The sequence below is a fragment of the Granulicella aggregans genome (assembly GCF_014203275.1).
GTDB lineage: Bacteria > Acidobacteriota > Terriglobia > Terriglobales > Acidobacteriaceae > Edaphobacter.
In genome coordinates this window covers 1,124,251-1,138,950 of record NZ_JACHIP010000001.1, presented here as the reverse complement: position 1 = coordinate 1,138,950, position 14,700 = coordinate 1,124,251, and the positions used below count along the sequence as shown (strand labels likewise).

The following is a 14,700-nucleotide window of genomic DNA, read 5'->3' as shown; positions in this document are numbered from 1 at the left end:
GTCGAGGCATCCTGCGTTAACTCTAGATATGTGAGTGCTTCAGGCCCGCCACAGACTTACAGTAACATGTGTGGAATCAGGCATAATCCCCCCAAAGTGGGAGCGAAAACGGCATGACTCACAGCGCGAGGTCGGCTGGCGGAAATCTCAGCAGCCGGACGCTAGACGGTCGATCCGCGGTGGCCACGGCGCACGCCGCGCCTTCAACAATCGCGATATCGCTGACGAAATAGGTGCGCTGGAAGAGTCGATCCATGTTGAGGATGGTCACGGATGATGGGCGGGATGAGCTTTCGGTTGGTGCTTCAAACGAGGTCAAAGGCAGGGACAGCCCTCGACCATCAGCCTTCACCACCGCCTCTTTCCGGGTCCAGCACTCAAAGAAGAACTTTGACCGCGCAGCAACGTCGTCGATGGCCAGCAGGGTCGAGGTCTCCTGCTCTGTGAGAGAGTGCCGCGCAACCTCTTCCACCTCTATCTTCCGGTCGAGATATTCAATGTCAATCCCGACAGGTGCGGTCAGGTTCAAAGCGATCAGGATCGTCGACCGCGAGTGCGCGACGTTGAAGTGAATTTTTTCGCTGGATGGCGAGTCAAGCTCCGGTTTGCCAAATTCAGCCATGACGATCGGGACCTTTTGAGGAGCTATCCCTAAGTGAGCCCCAAGCAAGGTTCTGACGCCACTTCTCCCAGCGAGAAACTGCGTTCTCACCTGCCCGGCTCGCAACCTACCGGCGCGTTCCGTCTCCTCGGCGTTGAGAGCCGGGAGGTATTTCGTATCGTCCGCATTTTCTGCGGAGAGCTCAATCCACCACACCTGAACTTCGCCCTGTGCAAGTTTCGGTATTCCGGCAGAACGTTCCCACTCATCGTGCATCGGAACCCGAACTCTCATTTAGAGTCGGGATCCCTTGCAAGGCATCCCTAAGCCGGTTTGCAATCACTCCCAGAAGCGAGGTCCGGCTCGCGGCATTCAGATAAAAGTGGTCGCCTTCGAACCATACGCTCTCAAAGCTACCGACTGTGTGCTCTCCCCAGGACGTAAGTCCCATCCCTGATACGTTCTGGTCGTCTTTGCCGGCGAATGCCGAGATAGGGCAGGCGAGCGGCGTTCGCTCTATATAAGTGTGCGTCTCGAGCAGCGTCAGGTCGGCGCGCAGGATGGGAAGGTAGACCTCCAGTAGCTCTGGCGTCTCGAGAATCTCCTGCGGTAGGCCACCGTACCGGATTGCCAGAGCGTCGAGAAACTCCTCGTCCGTAAGCTTGTGGATCGACCCATGCTTCATCGGAACGTGCGTGGCATTCCGGCCGGAGACGAAGAGGTAGGCTGGCTCGGGTTGGCCATGTTCCCGCAACCGCAGAGCTAGATCGAGCGCCAGCAGAGCGCCCATGCTGTGGCCGAAGATGGCGTAGGGCTTATCGGTGCGATCGGCTATGGCGAGCGCAATCTCTTCGATCAAGGACTCGGAGCTTGTATAGGATGGCTCGGCGAGTCTGCTCTCCCGGCCGGGAATTTGCACTGGACAGATCTCGATCTCAGCCGGCAGAAGGCGCTTCCAGGCATGGTAACCGGCTGTTCCCGCACCCGCGTGAGGGAGGCAGAAGAGGCGAACTTTCGCGTCGGGGTTCCGGCTCGGTGCCAGCCATGATCCAGTTCGTCCGCCGCCGTTCGGCAATATCATCGATTCGAGCCAGCCTCCGAGACGATCTTACTAGGGCAGATAGAACGTCGCTGCCAGTTTGCGGAACGAGTCCACTTGCGCGGCCACCCAATCCTGTCCCAGGCCAAGTTCCTCCGCCATCGCTGCGGCTACTGCGGGAGCGGCCCGCTCCGCTGCTCTCGCATCGGTCATCAGGGCGCGCATGCGACGCGAAAGAACATCCTCGACCGTCCGTGCCATCTCCTGCCGCACCGAGAAAACAACCTCGGCCAAGCAGAAGGGGAGCGCCTCGTCGATTTTCGCGGCGAGTTCAGGACGTTCGGCAATCAACGCCCGGATCGCGTCTGCATCAGTGCCGTAGCGGTGCAGAGGCCCGGATTCGGGAGCGCCTGTGGCCGGGGCGCCGTGAATCTTGATCTCGCGCGTGCGGCAGGGCTTGTTCGGCAGCATCGAGTGCCGTATCGCAAAGTCGAGAGTGTCCTGCGCCATCCGGCGATACGTCGTCCACTTTCCGCCGGCGACGGTAATCAGGCCCGTAGGCGACACGTCGATGTGGTGCTCGCGCGAGAGCTTGGAGGTGGTTGCGCTCTTGCCGGTGACGAGCGGGCGTAATCCGGAGAAGACGGACAGGATGTCCTTTCGCGCCATGGGCATGGCGAGGTAGGGATTGATGTGGGCGATCAGGTAGTCGATCTCCGAGGCTTCGTGGCCGGGCTCCATCTCGACGGCGGTCGCTGCAAGGTCGGTCGTCCCGATGACCACCTTCCCACCCCACGGGATGGCGAAGATGACGCGGCCATCCTCGGTCTTCGGGATCATGATCGCGTTGTCACTGCCGAGGAAGGACGGCTCGACGACGATGTGCGTTCCGCGGCTGACTGAAAGGAGCTTCGGGATCGCCGGATCGTCCTTTTCGCGGATGTCGTCGACGAAGATGCCGGTCGCGTTGATGACGACCTTGGCTCTGACAGTCTGCTCGGTGCCGGTCTCTACGTCCTTCACGACAGCGCCAGTAAGCTTTCCTCCTGTCTTCACAAGGGAAGTTACCCGAGCATAGTTCAATACGGTCGCGCCGTGGTCCTCCGCAGTTCGTGCCAGCGCCAGCGCCAGACGCGCGTCATCGAACTGGCCATCGTGGTAGAGGACGCTGCCGCGCAGGCCCTTCATCGCGATATTCGGCAGCCGTTGCTGCGTGCTCTTCGCGCCCAGGATGTGCGTCGGGCCCATTGTCGACTTGCCCGAGAGCAGGTCGTAGATCTTCAGGCCGATGCCGTAAAAGGGCAGATCAATCCAGGTGTACGCAGGCAGCAAGAAGGGAAGCGCCTGCACCAGGTGCGGAGCGTTCCGCAGCATAACCGCCCGCTCGTGGAGGGCCTCGTAGACAAGGTGAATCTGCCCGCTTGCCAGGTACCGAACGCCGCCGTGAACTAACTTGGTGGCGCGGCTGGAGGTGGCCTGGGCGAAGTCTCCGGCCTCGACCAGCGCGGTTCGATAGCCGCGCGTCGCGGAATCCACCGCGATGCCAAGCCCGGTGGCTCCGCCGCCGATGATCAGAACGTCGAACTCCCCTGCCAGTGCTTCAAATGCCTTGCTTCGCATGAAACTCTTTCTTCGTGCTTCTGAAGCTGAACGTCAAGGATTAGATGCCGGTGACTCTCAGGAACAAGCCTGCCAGCGCGGCTCCGATCACTGGGCCAAGGACAGGAATCGGGGCATATCCCCAGTCCGATCCGCCCTTGCCCGCTATAGGAAGGATAGCGTGTGCGAGGCGTGGCCCGAGATCGCGCGCCGGATTGATGGCGTATCCGGTCGTTCCGCCGAGCGAGAGACCGATTCCCCAAACCAGGATCGCAACCAGGTAGGGTGCAAGTCCCGGAGCTGGGCCCGCCGCAGCGAATGACTTCGCGCCCAGCGACCCGATTACGATGATCAGAACTGCCGTGGCGATGATCTCGCTCAAGAGATTCCAAAATGGGCGACGGATGGCGGGCGCGGTGCAGAAGACACCTAGCTTCGCTGCGGGGTCTTCGGTCAGCTCCCAATGCGGAAAGTAGAAGAGCCATACCAGCGTGGCTCCGACCATCGCCCCCAGGAACTGCGCGAGGATGAAGGGAACAAGCTGGGTGAAGTCGCCCGTCTTCACCGCGATGGCCACGGTCACGGCCGGGTTCAGGTGGGCTCCCGGGCTGCCGCAGGCGATCGCTGTGACGACGCCGCAGAAGACGGCGAAGCCCCAGCCGGTGGCGATGACCATCCATCCGGCGGCCTCGGCTTTGGACTGCTTCAGCGTGACGGCGGCGTTGACGCCTTCGCCCATCAGGATCACGACGAGAGTTCCTGCGAACTCTCCAAAGACTGGTGATAACAAGGCAGCTCCCTCAGTGGCCCGAGATGCAGGTTATACAGCGATTCGTCAGACTACTCATCAATCCAGTCGAAAGACCGGGTCACGGCCTTCTTCCATTGCTTGTACTGGCGGTCGCGGTCTGCGTCCTCGATCTGGGGCTTCCAGACCCGGTCCACTGCCCAATTCGATATCAGGTCGGCGGTGTCCTTGTAGTAGCCGCAGGCGAGGCCTGCGGCATAGGCCGCCCCAAGGGCGGTGGTCTCCCGCATTTGCGGACGGACTACCGTGCGATTGAGGATGTCGGCCTGAAACTGCATCAGCATCTCGTTCTGCACCATGCCACCGTCGGTCCGAAGCTGCTCCAGCGATATGCCGGAGTCCGCTTCCATAGCCTCGACCACCTCGCGTGTCTGGAAGGCTGTGGCTTCGATCACTGCCCGGGCGATGTGGCCTCGGTTCGCAAATCGCGTCAGCCCGGTAATCACTCCGCGCGCGGTGTCCTTCCAGTACGGCGCATAGAGACCGGAGAAGGCTGGGACAAAGTAGACGCCGCCGTTGTCCTTCACGGTCTGCGCGAGTGTCTCGATCTCTTCGCTCTTGTCGATCATGCGCAGGTTGTCGCGGACCCATTGGACCAAAGCCCCGGTGATCGCGATGCTGCCTTCGAGCGCGTAGATAGCGGGCTGGTCGCCGAACTTGTAGGCCAGTGTTGTGAGCAGACCATTCTTCGAGATCACGCGCTTTTCGCCCGTGTTGAGCAGCATGAAGCAGCCTGTGCCGTAAGTGTTCTTCGCCTCACCGGACTTGAAGCACGTCTGTCCGACGAGCGCGGCGTGCTGGTCGCCCAGGATGCCGGCGATGGGAACGCCCGCAAGGCTTGTTCGCTTCATGTCGCCGTAGTGCTCGCTGCTCGAGCGGATCGCCGGGAGCATGGAGCGTGGGATCTTGAAGATGCCCAGGATCTCGTCGTCCCAGTTCAGGGTCTCGAGGTTCATCAACTGTGTCCGGCTGGCGTTGGTCACATCGGTGACATGGACGCCGCCGTTGATGCCTCCGGTCAGGTTCCAGAGGAGGTAGGCGTCGATGTTACCGAAGAGAAGATCGCCCTTCTCCGCGAGCTCGCGGGCACCTTTTACGTTGTCGAGTATCCAGCAGATCTTCAAGCCGCTGAAGTACGTCGTCAGCGGAAGGCCGGTCTTCGCTTGGAAGCGGTTCTGGCCGCCGTCCTGCGCCAGCCTGGCGACGTAGTCTGCGACCCGGGTGTCCTGCCATACCAGGGCGTTATAGACCGGAGCGCCGGTGAGCCGATTCCATACGACGGTCGTCTCGCGCTGGTTGGTGATGCCGATGCAGGCAAGGTCCTTCGCCCGCAGACCGCGCGCTTCGACAGCCTCGTCGATGACCTCTAGCGTTCTGCGCCAGATCTCCAGCGGATCGTGCTCGACCCAGCCGGGCTGGGGATAAATCTGTTCGTGTTCCTTCTGTGCCACCGAGACGATTCGCCCGGTGCGATCGAAGACCATGAACCGCGTGCTCGTCGTCCCCTGATCGAGGGCCCCTATGTACTCCGACATCTCTTACCTCGCGTGCGAGAGGCCGCTTTTACTTTAGGTAAACGGTTGCACTCTCCGGTCTCACACTGTATCTCAATCGATATTCCATGCACCAGTGCCGCTTCAGAGGGTGCGATCTACGAGGGGGCGTTCCTGCCCTTTCGCATACCAGTGGCACATGATGAGGAAGCCCGCTCCGGCCAAATAGCTTGCGCTGACTGACGACACTTTTCCAAAAGTGATATCACTTTTCACCCCATCCACGCCGATGGTGAACGAGTGAATCAGACCGAACAGGGAGAGTAATGCTCCAGCGGTCATCCATCCTGCAGCGGCCAAAAATCTGCGGTCGAACATATAGGAGAGCGATGCCGCCCAGACCATCGAGATCAGCAGCGATCCCTGCGCCAGCGAGATCAATCCATAGATGGCGAGATCGCTGCCAAACTTGGGGGAGGCGACCAGCATGTTTGATCCCGCGACCCGCACCGCAAGTTCGATCACCTGTAGCGTCCATTGAGCGATCAGCGGAATTAGCCCCAGCGCAACAGCGATGGCGTGGTTCGCCGAGACTTCGCTGAAAGCCTGCCCCATCATCACCAGGCCGAACCAGATGATCACCGCCGCTGCGACCTCGATGGGGATCACTCGGAGCACGAGCGGCAGGATGCCAGTCACGCAGAGCACAAAGGTTGTCACGCCGCTCAGCGCGGAGTACCCCACCCGCGCGCCGTTCGCCTTGTGCGCCATGTGCCCGAAGTAAAGTGTGGTTGGAAACGGGCTGCCGAAGATCGCCGCTACTAACGTCGCCAACCCATTTACGAGCAGCGATGGCAGGGTCGGATAGTCATCTCCGGCGATCTTCACGCTCTCCAGAATCTGCAAGGAGACGATGGTGTCGAGGAAGCTCATCGGCAGAATGATTGAGAGATAGCGCCAGCCCTCGCTATGCCGGATGAACGCGAAGACGTTCATCGGATGCGGGAGATAGAGTCCCGGTGCTGCGACCGGTGCCGCCGGCGGTGCGTAGAGATGAAAGTGCCGCAGCACCACCACCAGCACTGCTCCTACGGCCATCGCCAATGCCGGCGCAGGAATGCGGAAGGGCAGCTTGAGATGCGAAGCGTACAGTGCAAAGAGGATCACCATCGGCAGGATGCCGATGGCCGGTGTCTGAAAGACTCCGAAGATAAAGCCGAGGCAGAGAAAGCCCAGCGCGATTCCGGCCAGTGGGCATAGCAGCGCCGCTCGCGGTGTCGACCTCCGCAGCCAGTCGGTGCAGAACGCTCCCGCTGTTTGCACCACTCCACTCAGCAGGCACGCGAAGACGCCTACCTGCCAGGCAAGATTTGGATCTTGCGTCCGGACATAGACCGGCTCCATGATGAGGAAGATGTAGGCGAAGATCGTCGGAGCGTTCACGCCGAAGGGGATCGCGGTGACGTCGCTTCTACCTGTCCGCTTCGCAAGCTGGTAAGCCTGCCATGAGTAGAAGAGATTCCCCAGAAGGATCGAGATCGCGATGCCAGGCAGCACTCTTCCCACCATGAGGCTCTGGGGCAGGCCGCAGACTGCTCCCAGCCCTGCTATTAGGAGAAGATCCGGCAAGCCGCTGAAGAACAGTCCGAGGAATCCGTCCACGTCGCCGCTCGTGAACCATCTCGGAGCGCTGCGAATTGCCGGGGCGGTCGTTGCCATGCTTCTCCTTATGATTTGTCGCGGGGAAAGCTACGCTACTCCATACTTCAAGCCTGTTGCCTTCAACCATCTGCGATAGGCAATGGCCATGCGATCCGAACGCAGGTGAAGCTCTTCCTGTAGATCGAGCGGCAGTAGTTCAGGCCTTTGCGACTCCACGATGGCCTTATCCTGCATGACTACGGTCTGTTGAAACGCCCGCAGTTCTTCCTCGGGAATCTCGAAACCATAGTTCATGGCGAAAACGGCCCAGGCTTCGCCCGAGGTTTCTTCGGTCGGGGTAATGGTGTAGCCCATGAAGAGTTTGTTCTCGCCCTGCGACTTAACGAAGCTTGCGGTGAGCGGTGCGTGCACTTCATAGTCATAGCTCACCTCGGCGGCAATGCCTGTACCGTCAGGATCTGGCTGGTGGATGCGTATATCTCTCGCAAGCGGGCCTTTGCTATCCGCTGATCTCTCCTCGACCTCGTACTCGGGGATCACCGCATGGTCTTCGTCTCCGAGAAGACCTGCGTGAACGATGGCAAGATGGCCTACGTCGAGAAAGTTCTCGATCAGCCGGGGACCTTTGGCCTCAAACCGGTAGGGGCCGCAAAGGAAAGCGCGGTAGCTCTCGTCTTCCGCCAGCGGAAACTCCGGGAGGTCTCCGGATGGTTCGGCGACACAGACCCAGACAAGACCGTAACGTTCTCGAGCATGAAAGACATTGGCTCCCGCCCGCACGGGAGGCAACCGGTCGGGCTGCGCCGGGATGTGAATGCACTTGCCGTCACCGTCGTAGACCCATGCATGGTACGGACACACCATGCAGCCATCGCGAATCTTTCCAAGAGAGAGCTTTGCGCCGCGATGAATGCAGAGATCCTGCCACGCATGCACCTCGCCGCTATCACGCCACAAGACAATGTCCGTACCCAGCAGACGCCGCGCGACGGGTTGTCCTGGCGGCACCTCGCTACTCTGCCCCACGACGAACCACTGACTTCTGAGCACAGGATCGACCTGCACGGAGTCCGCGCTCGCGGTGCTCGCGACAACGAATGCGTTCTTCAATTCGATTGTGTCCTCGTTGCCTGTTTATACACGTAGTGTTCGAGTTCTCTCACGCACATTGCGGGCGGTTGGGAAAGTAATCAAAAGCCATCGAAGGGTGGAGATTTCCACGGATTTACCACATTTTTCTCAACGAATCGTTACAGATTATTGGCTTGACTTAGCCGCGATCCTGCCTGACCCTTAAATCACACAACATTTTCATCCGCCCGCAGTATGGACGTCACCCGGACAGCAAAGGGTCATAGCTTCGATACTCGCACTTAGCGCGGAAGTCTTACTCCCATTTACCCACCGCGAGTCTGTTATCGGTGGCCTGCTTCAGGAGCGCCTCAATCTCAATGAATTCCAATAGGTTTTCGAAACGGCTTCTTGCCCTCGCTTCAACCGCGGTGCTTTTGTGCACTGCGGTCCTGCCAGCTTCTGCACAGGTCGCCGCCCTGGGTAACATCTCCGGCGTCGTTCGCGATTCAGCAGGAGCCGTCGTTCCCAATGCCACGGTGGTTGTGACGAACACAGGTACGGGAGCATCGCGCACAGTCACCACTAACGGAGACGGCTATTACAGCGCCACATTTCTCCAGCCCGGTGTTTATGAGGTCATCCTCGGCGGCGGCTCGTTCGGTAAGGTGGATCAGAAGAACGTCAGCGTCATAGTGGGCACAAACGTCAGCGTTGACGCCACTCTGCCTAATGCGAGCGTCTCCACCGATGTGACAGTTTCGACCGAAGCCCCCTTGCTCGAGGCCGATAAGGTTGCCGCCTCTCAGGTCATCTCGGAGACCCTCGTCTCGAACCTCCCTGTGAACGGTCGTCGCTTCGATAATTTCGTTCTCGGCAGCCCCAACGTCGTTCCCGACGGTAACACCGGACTGATCAGCTTCCGTGGCATCTCGGGTATCTACAACTCGAACATCGTCGACGGCGCGAACAACAATCAGGCGTTCTTCTCAGAGGCCCGCGGCCGCTCTATCGGTGCGCCTTACGTCTACCCGATCGATTCCATCAAGGAGTTCTCCTCGGAGAACGCAGGCTACTCCGCTGAGTTTGGTCAGGCTGCGGGTGGAGTCATCAATGCCATCACGAAGTCCGGTGGCAACGCTCTGCACGGCGACATCTACGAGTACTACCGTACGCCCGGCTACAACGCTATTGATCCCTTCACCAAGGCCAAGCCGGTCAAGGAGCAGCACCAGTTTGGCGGCTCTGTCGGTGGTCCCATCATCAAAGATAGGCTCTTCTACCACTTCACTTACGACGGCTTCCGCAAGGTCACGCCGATTACCTATACCAGCACCTACAACAACGCGGTATCTGGCCAGAGCATCGGAGATCTCGCCGGCCTCTGCGATCAGCGGACCTCCGGCTATATCACTCGCGGAAGCTCTATTTATCCGTCCGTGATCCCAAATATCTCCGCAGCTGAATGCTCCGCAGCGGTCACCTTTATTCAGACCAAGCAGCTCGGCAGCTTTGGCCGTAACGTTAAACAGGATGTCTTCTTTCCCCGGCTCGACTACCAGTTGAACGGGAAGACCCACCTCTCGACCAGCTTCCTTTGGGAGAACTTCCATCAGCCCAATGGCTACAATACCGCCACGAACGTCTCGAACGGTGGCGTCAGCCAGAACGGTACGGCGGACTTCCACTCGCGTTTCTTCGTCGCTAACGCGGAGACTGTGCTGAACGCACGCTCGGCCAATGTAGTCCACTTCCAGTGGTCCCGCGACCTTGAGACCGATACGACAAACACAGGCGGCCCGGCCATCAGTCTCACTGGTATCGCCGCCTATGGCGAGACCAGCGCTCTGCCGCGTGGTGCCTTTCCCGATGAGCATCGGATTCAGTTCACCGATATTTACTCGATCACATTGGGCCGTCACTCCATCAAGGCCGGTGGCGATCTCAACTTCATCCACGAGCAGTTGCAGAACCTCTTCCAGGGCGATGGCAGCTTCAGCTACGGGACCGGCACATCGGAGTTCAACTTCGCGAACTGGATCCAGGACGTCTACCAGGTCAACGGCGGTCGCCACTACAACTCGTTCACGCAGGTCAACGACCCTATCACCCACGTTGGCGCGGACGATTTCTGGAATCCCGACATCGATGGTTTTGTCGAGGATAGCTACAAGATTCGACCGAACCTGTTGTTGAGCGCGGGCATTCGCTACGACGTTCAACTCGTCCCGCAGCCCGACAAGCCGAACAACACCTCTGCAGTTGCAACGCTGTACACCAGCACCATCAACAACTTCAAAGGCATGATCCAGCCCCGTGTCGGCTTTTCCTGGTCGCCTTATGAGAAGACGGTCGTGCGCGGAGGCTACGGAATCTTCTACGGCCTCAACTCGAACTCAGCCTATTACACGCAGCGGCGTGAGAACGGCGTCTATCAGCAGCAGTTCAATGTCACCGCTCTGACAAATCCAAACAAACCATACGTTCCGGCCACCGGAGCGGCGACGGGACAGCCTAACCAGACGTTCCAGCAGTCAGGTGCCTATGCCGCCAATGCACCTCAGGGCGGCATTCCGGAGTTCACTCCTCCAGGGCCCGCACCTGTGAACCAGGTAACCGGCGCCGCCAGCCCAGCTCAGAACACCGGCCTTGCCCTTGGAACGATCTCAGCCCGCGGTCTTGATCCGAACTTCAAGAACCCCGAATCCATGTCGTTCGACCTTGCGGTCGAGCAGGAGTTGCCTTTCCACACGGCGTTCTCAGTCTCCTACGTTGGTAACCGCGGTCTCCGGCTCCCGGTTTTTGTCGATACCAACGTCGATCCTGCTTCCGCCGTTACGAACCAGTACGCCTTCCTGCCAAAAGGCGGAACGCCACAACTTATCTCGCTGCCCTTTTACACGGCCCGTCTGTCGACGAACACGGGATCGGTCCTGACGGGCTTCTCCGATGTCAACAGCAACTACCACTCGTTCGTCGCGACCATTCGTAAGCCCTTTAGCAATGGCATCGAAGTTCTCGCCAACTACACCTGGGCCAAGGCAATGGACGGCGGTCAGGTCTCAGGCGTGAATGGAACCTTCAATGGAACGGACACTCCGCTCGATCCTTTTGCCCGGGGCCACCGTGCCGGTCGCAGCGCGGAGTACGCCCGTTCGGACCTCGACGAGCGCGGTCGCTTCGTGGGCTCCATCGTCGCTTCCCCTACGGTCAACCGTTTTGTTGAGAACAAGAGTGTTCGCTATGCTCTGAACGGTTTCACCATCTCGGGCAGCATCACAGCGCAGACCGGACAGCCGTTGACCGGCGTCATGGCCAGCGCTCCGGTCTCGAAGATTGCCGATGGCGGTCTTACCGGTGCTGAGCTTTCGCTGTTCAACTCAGGCACCAATGGCCGCGTGCCCGACCAGATTGCTGGTCGCAATGCGTTCACCGGACCTGGTCTCCACAACGTCGATGCCCGCATCTCACGCGACTTTACCCTCCACGAGAACATCAAACTGCAGCTCTTCGCCGAGGCATTCAACGTCGCTAATCACAAGAACATCTTTGGCGTTTCAACCAACCTCTTCACTTATGTCGCACCGAACACCGCCTACAACGGCGGGGTTTGCCCGGCAACCGGAAACAACGGCTGCATCGTTCCGCTTACAGCGAGCGCAATTCCGTTCGCTGCCACAACCAGCACGACCGGTGGTCTGTTCGGCCCCCGCCAGGTGCAGTTGACCGCCAAGCTGTTCTTCTAAACGGCTGTAAAACGCAACCAGGGAACGGCTCCGGATCTCCGGAGCCGTTTCTGCTTTCCGCGGCAAATTGGTCGATGGCCAACCGCATCCTGAGCGAATTCAGCCGTTTTTCTTCCAATGCCGCCCGCTTTCGTCTACGATATAGAGAAGTTCATGCCAAATTCATACGAAACTATCGTCGAAGCTGAGACTGCTTCGAAGGCTTTTCCGTCTTCCTCTGGCCAGATGTTTGGCGGCTACTTTTCGCCGGGGAAACAGTGGAACTTCAAGAAGAGTGATCTTCTCGACACGCGTGCTCGAAGGATCTTCGAGACGACGGCCATGGCATGCAACGCAGACGCCTACCCCTACCACATGCCGCTCGAGGCCAAAGCCGGTCCGTGCGTGCAGGCTGACGGCCATGAGATGTTGATGATGTCGTCCTACGACTACCTGGGACTGATCGGCCATCCGCGCATCGATCGCGCCGCGATGGAAGCGATCAAGAATTATGGAACCAGCACCAGCGGCGCCCGCCTGCTTACCGGCACCCTGGATATCCACGTCGAGATGGAGCAGGCTCTTGCGGACTTTAAAGGCACCGAGGCCGCGCTCACCTTCAGTTCTGGTTACATGGCGAACCTGGGCCTGATTACCGGCCTGTTCGGCCCCTCTGACCGCATCATTATCGATGCCCTCTGCCATCGCAGCCTGCTCGACGCCTGCCGGATGGCTGGCGTGCAGGTGCAGCGCTTCCGCCACAATGACGCGGAGAGCCTGATCCACGAGATCAAGAACGGCGCTCCGGCGAACCGCACTGTCATCGTCTCCGACGGCGTCTTCTCTATGGATGGAGACATCTGCTGCCTCGCTGACCTGATCGCGATTAAGAAAGAATACGGCTGCTACCTGCTGATCGATGAGGCCCACTCTTCGGGCGTGCTCGGGGCGACCGGCCGCGGCACGGACGAGCACTTCGGCATTCCCACTGATGAGGTCGACATGTGGACGGGCTCGCTTGCCAAGTCCATTCCTTCCGTCGGCGGATTCATCGCTGTCTCCCGTGAGCTGGCGATCTTCCTGCAGCACGCTTCGTCGCCGTATATCTTCTCGGCTGCCATGGCCGCTTCGGCGGTTGCTGCGATCATCGAAGGCCTCGCTGTTCTCAAGGAAGAGCCAGAGCGCGTGGGCCGCATCAAGCACAACGCTGACTATCTTCGCGATGGCCTGAACGCTCTTGGATACGACACCGGCCTTTCGGAGACCGCAGTCATTCCTGTCATTCTGAAGGACGAGATGACGACCGGCCTCTTCGCGCGCCGTCTGCGTGATCACGGCATCATTGCTGCGCCGGTGATGTTCCCGGCGGTGGCCCAGGGCGCGGCGCGTCTTCGCCTGTGCGTTACGGCCGCACACACGCAGGACCAGCTCGGGCATGTGCTCGATGTCTTCCAAAAGCTCTCACCCAACAACTAGATCTCATGCCCGCTCTCGTAACAGGCGCAAGCGGATTCCTCGGCGGACATCTTGCAGAGATGCTGATCGACCAGGGCGAGGAGGTCTTCGTCCTGGTTCGGTCTTCGTCGAGCACGACGCATCTCTCACACCTTCCGGTGCGTCCCATCATTGGCGATCTGGCCGACCCGGCAAGCCTTGGCCGTGCCGTGGAGTCCGTCACCCGGATCTTTCATTGTGCTGCCTGCTCCACGGACTGGGCACCGTGGGAGAGGTTCTACAGCGCGAATGTGACCGGCACCGAGAATCTGTTGACTGCGGCTCTTCAAGCTCCCCGGCTCGAGCGCTTCGTCCACGTCAGCACGACCGATGTTTATGGATATCCGGCGGTCCCATGCGACGAGACCAGCCCGACGGTGGACGCTGGTCTGCCTTATAACCAGACCAAGCGGCTCGGCGAGATGGCGGTAAGGAACGCCCAGGCGATCGACGGGCTTCCGGTTACCATTCTCAGACCGGCAACCATCTACGGTCCCAGGGGAGCCGATTTCACGCGCGAGGTTGCAAGCCTGCTCCGCTACCGGATCATGGCGACTATCAACTGCGGCGAAGCGCGTGGGGGATTCACCTACGTCCAGAACGTCGCCGGCGCCATGATTGATGCATCACTTCTGCCCGCAACTGTGGGCCAGGCCTACAACATCGCCGATGCCACCAACGCGACATGGGCTGACTATCTGAGACTCTTCGCAGCTGCCCTCGGCTATCCGGAGCCGTGGATCGATCTCAGCGAAGAGACTGCCGTCTCGCTGGCAAAGTTCTTTGAAGGCCTTCACCGGCTCTTGAATCTTCCTGGCAGACCCTTGCTTACGCGTCATGCCATTAAGTTGCTCAGCGTTGACCAGGAGTTCCCGATCGATAAGGCGCGGCGGGACTTCGATTTCTCTCCTGCGGTATCGCTCGAAGAGGGGATCGCACGCTCTGTCGCCTGGATCAGGCATTCGAGCGGTATCCGTTAGTATCTGCGCCAGCCACCATAGGGCTGGTAGTAGACGGGCCGGACGGCATAATAAAACGGAGGCGGAGACAGCAACGCCCAGAGCATCAACGCAAACCAGCCGATGCCCGTCCAGCCAAAGAAGAGATTCATCATGAGGATTCCACCTAATGAGTGACCGCGCTGCGATGCGATCACCGTTGGCAGAAAGTAGAGCAGCATCAGAACGGTGAGCGTGACCATAAGTCTT

At 59.7% G+C, this 14,700-nt stretch carries 11 protein-coding genes; 3 read left to right on the top strand and 8 right to left on the bottom strand.

Going from position 1 to position 14,700, the window contains the following annotated elements; translation table 11 throughout:
• Positions 1–118: 118 nt before the first annotated feature.
• The 7 genes from HDF16_RS04850 to HDF16_RS04820 form a co-directional block, all read right to left on the bottom strand.
• Entirely contained in the window at positions 119–895 is a 777-nt protein-coding gene (locus HDF16_RS04850; RefSeq protein ID WP_221312481.1) for a 4'-phosphopantetheinyl transferase family protein, read from the bottom strand.
• Positions 867–1,682, bottom strand: a complete 816-nt coding sequence (locus HDF16_RS04845; RefSeq protein WP_184213966.1) for a thioesterase II family protein — start codon at positions 1,680–1,682, stop codon at positions 867–869. Before HDF16_RS04845 ends, HDF16_RS04850 begins: the two co-directional genes overlap by 29 nt.
• Before the next feature lie 30 nt (positions 1,683–1,712).
• Positions 1,713–3,260: a glycerol-3-phosphate dehydrogenase/oxidase gene (locus HDF16_RS04840; protein WP_184213965.1), complete on the bottom strand. Its 1,548-nt coding sequence runs from the start codon at positions 3,258–3,260 to the stop codon at positions 1,713–1,715.
• 40 nt (positions 3,261–3,300) lie between these two features.
• Complete coding sequence (locus HDF16_RS04835; protein WP_184213964.1) at positions 3,301–4,029, bottom strand: MIP/aquaporin family protein; 729 nt, start codon at positions 4,027–4,029, stop codon at positions 3,301–3,303.
• Between the two features lie 50 nt (positions 4,030–4,079).
• The gene (gene glpK, locus HDF16_RS04830) at positions 4,080–5,582 is read right to left on the bottom strand and encodes a glycerol kinase GlpK (RefSeq protein ID WP_184213963.1); all 1,503 of its coding nucleotides are present in this window, start codon (positions 5,580–5,582) and stop codon (positions 4,080–4,082) included.
• A gap of 102 nt (positions 5,583–5,684) precedes the next feature.
• On the bottom strand, positions 5,685–7,259 hold the full coding sequence (locus HDF16_RS04825) for an NCS2 family permease (RefSeq protein ID WP_184213962.1): 1,575 nt from the start codon (positions 7,257–7,259) through the stop codon (positions 5,685–5,687).
• Positions 7,260–7,289: 30 nt separating this feature from the next.
• The gene (locus HDF16_RS04820) at positions 7,290–8,312 is read right to left on the bottom strand and encodes an aromatic ring-hydroxylating oxygenase subunit alpha (protein ID WP_221312480.1); all 1,023 of its coding nucleotides are present in this window, start codon (positions 8,310–8,312) and stop codon (positions 7,290–7,292) included.
• A 341-nt stretch (positions 8,313–8,653) separates the two neighbouring features.
• Between HDF16_RS04820 and HDF16_RS04815 the strand changes: the two genes are divergently transcribed.
• The 3 genes from HDF16_RS04815 (at position 8,654) to HDF16_RS04805 (ending at position 14,472) form a co-directional block, all read left to right on the top strand.
• On the top strand, positions 8,654–12,019 hold the full coding sequence (locus HDF16_RS04815; protein WP_184213961.1) for a TonB-dependent receptor: 3,366 nt from the start codon (positions 8,654–8,656) through the stop codon (positions 12,017–12,019).
• Positions 12,020–12,172: 153 nt separating this feature from the next.
• Positions 12,173–13,474, top strand: coding sequence for an aminotransferase class I/II-fold pyridoxal phosphate-dependent enzyme (locus HDF16_RS04810; protein ID WP_184213960.1), 1,302 nt, complete (start codon positions 12,173–12,175; stop codon positions 13,472–13,474).
• A gap of 5 nt (positions 13,475–13,479) precedes the next feature.
• Positions 13,480–14,472 carry an NAD-dependent epimerase/dehydratase family protein gene (locus tag HDF16_RS04805; protein WP_184213959.1) on the top strand — a complete coding sequence of 331 codons (993 nt, stop codon included), beginning with the start codon at positions 13,480–13,482 and terminating at the stop codon, positions 14,470–14,472.
• On the opposite strand, the gene HDF16_RS04800 is transcribed toward HDF16_RS04805, so the two are convergent.
• The gene (locus HDF16_RS04800) at positions 14,469–14,693 is read right to left on the bottom strand and encodes a superinfection immunity protein (protein ID WP_184213958.1); all 225 of its coding nucleotides are present in this window, start codon (positions 14,691–14,693) and stop codon (positions 14,469–14,471) included. The two genes, HDF16_RS04805 and HDF16_RS04800, sit on opposite strands and share 4 nt — an antisense overlap.
• Between the last annotated feature and the right edge of the window lie 7 nt (positions 14,694–14,700).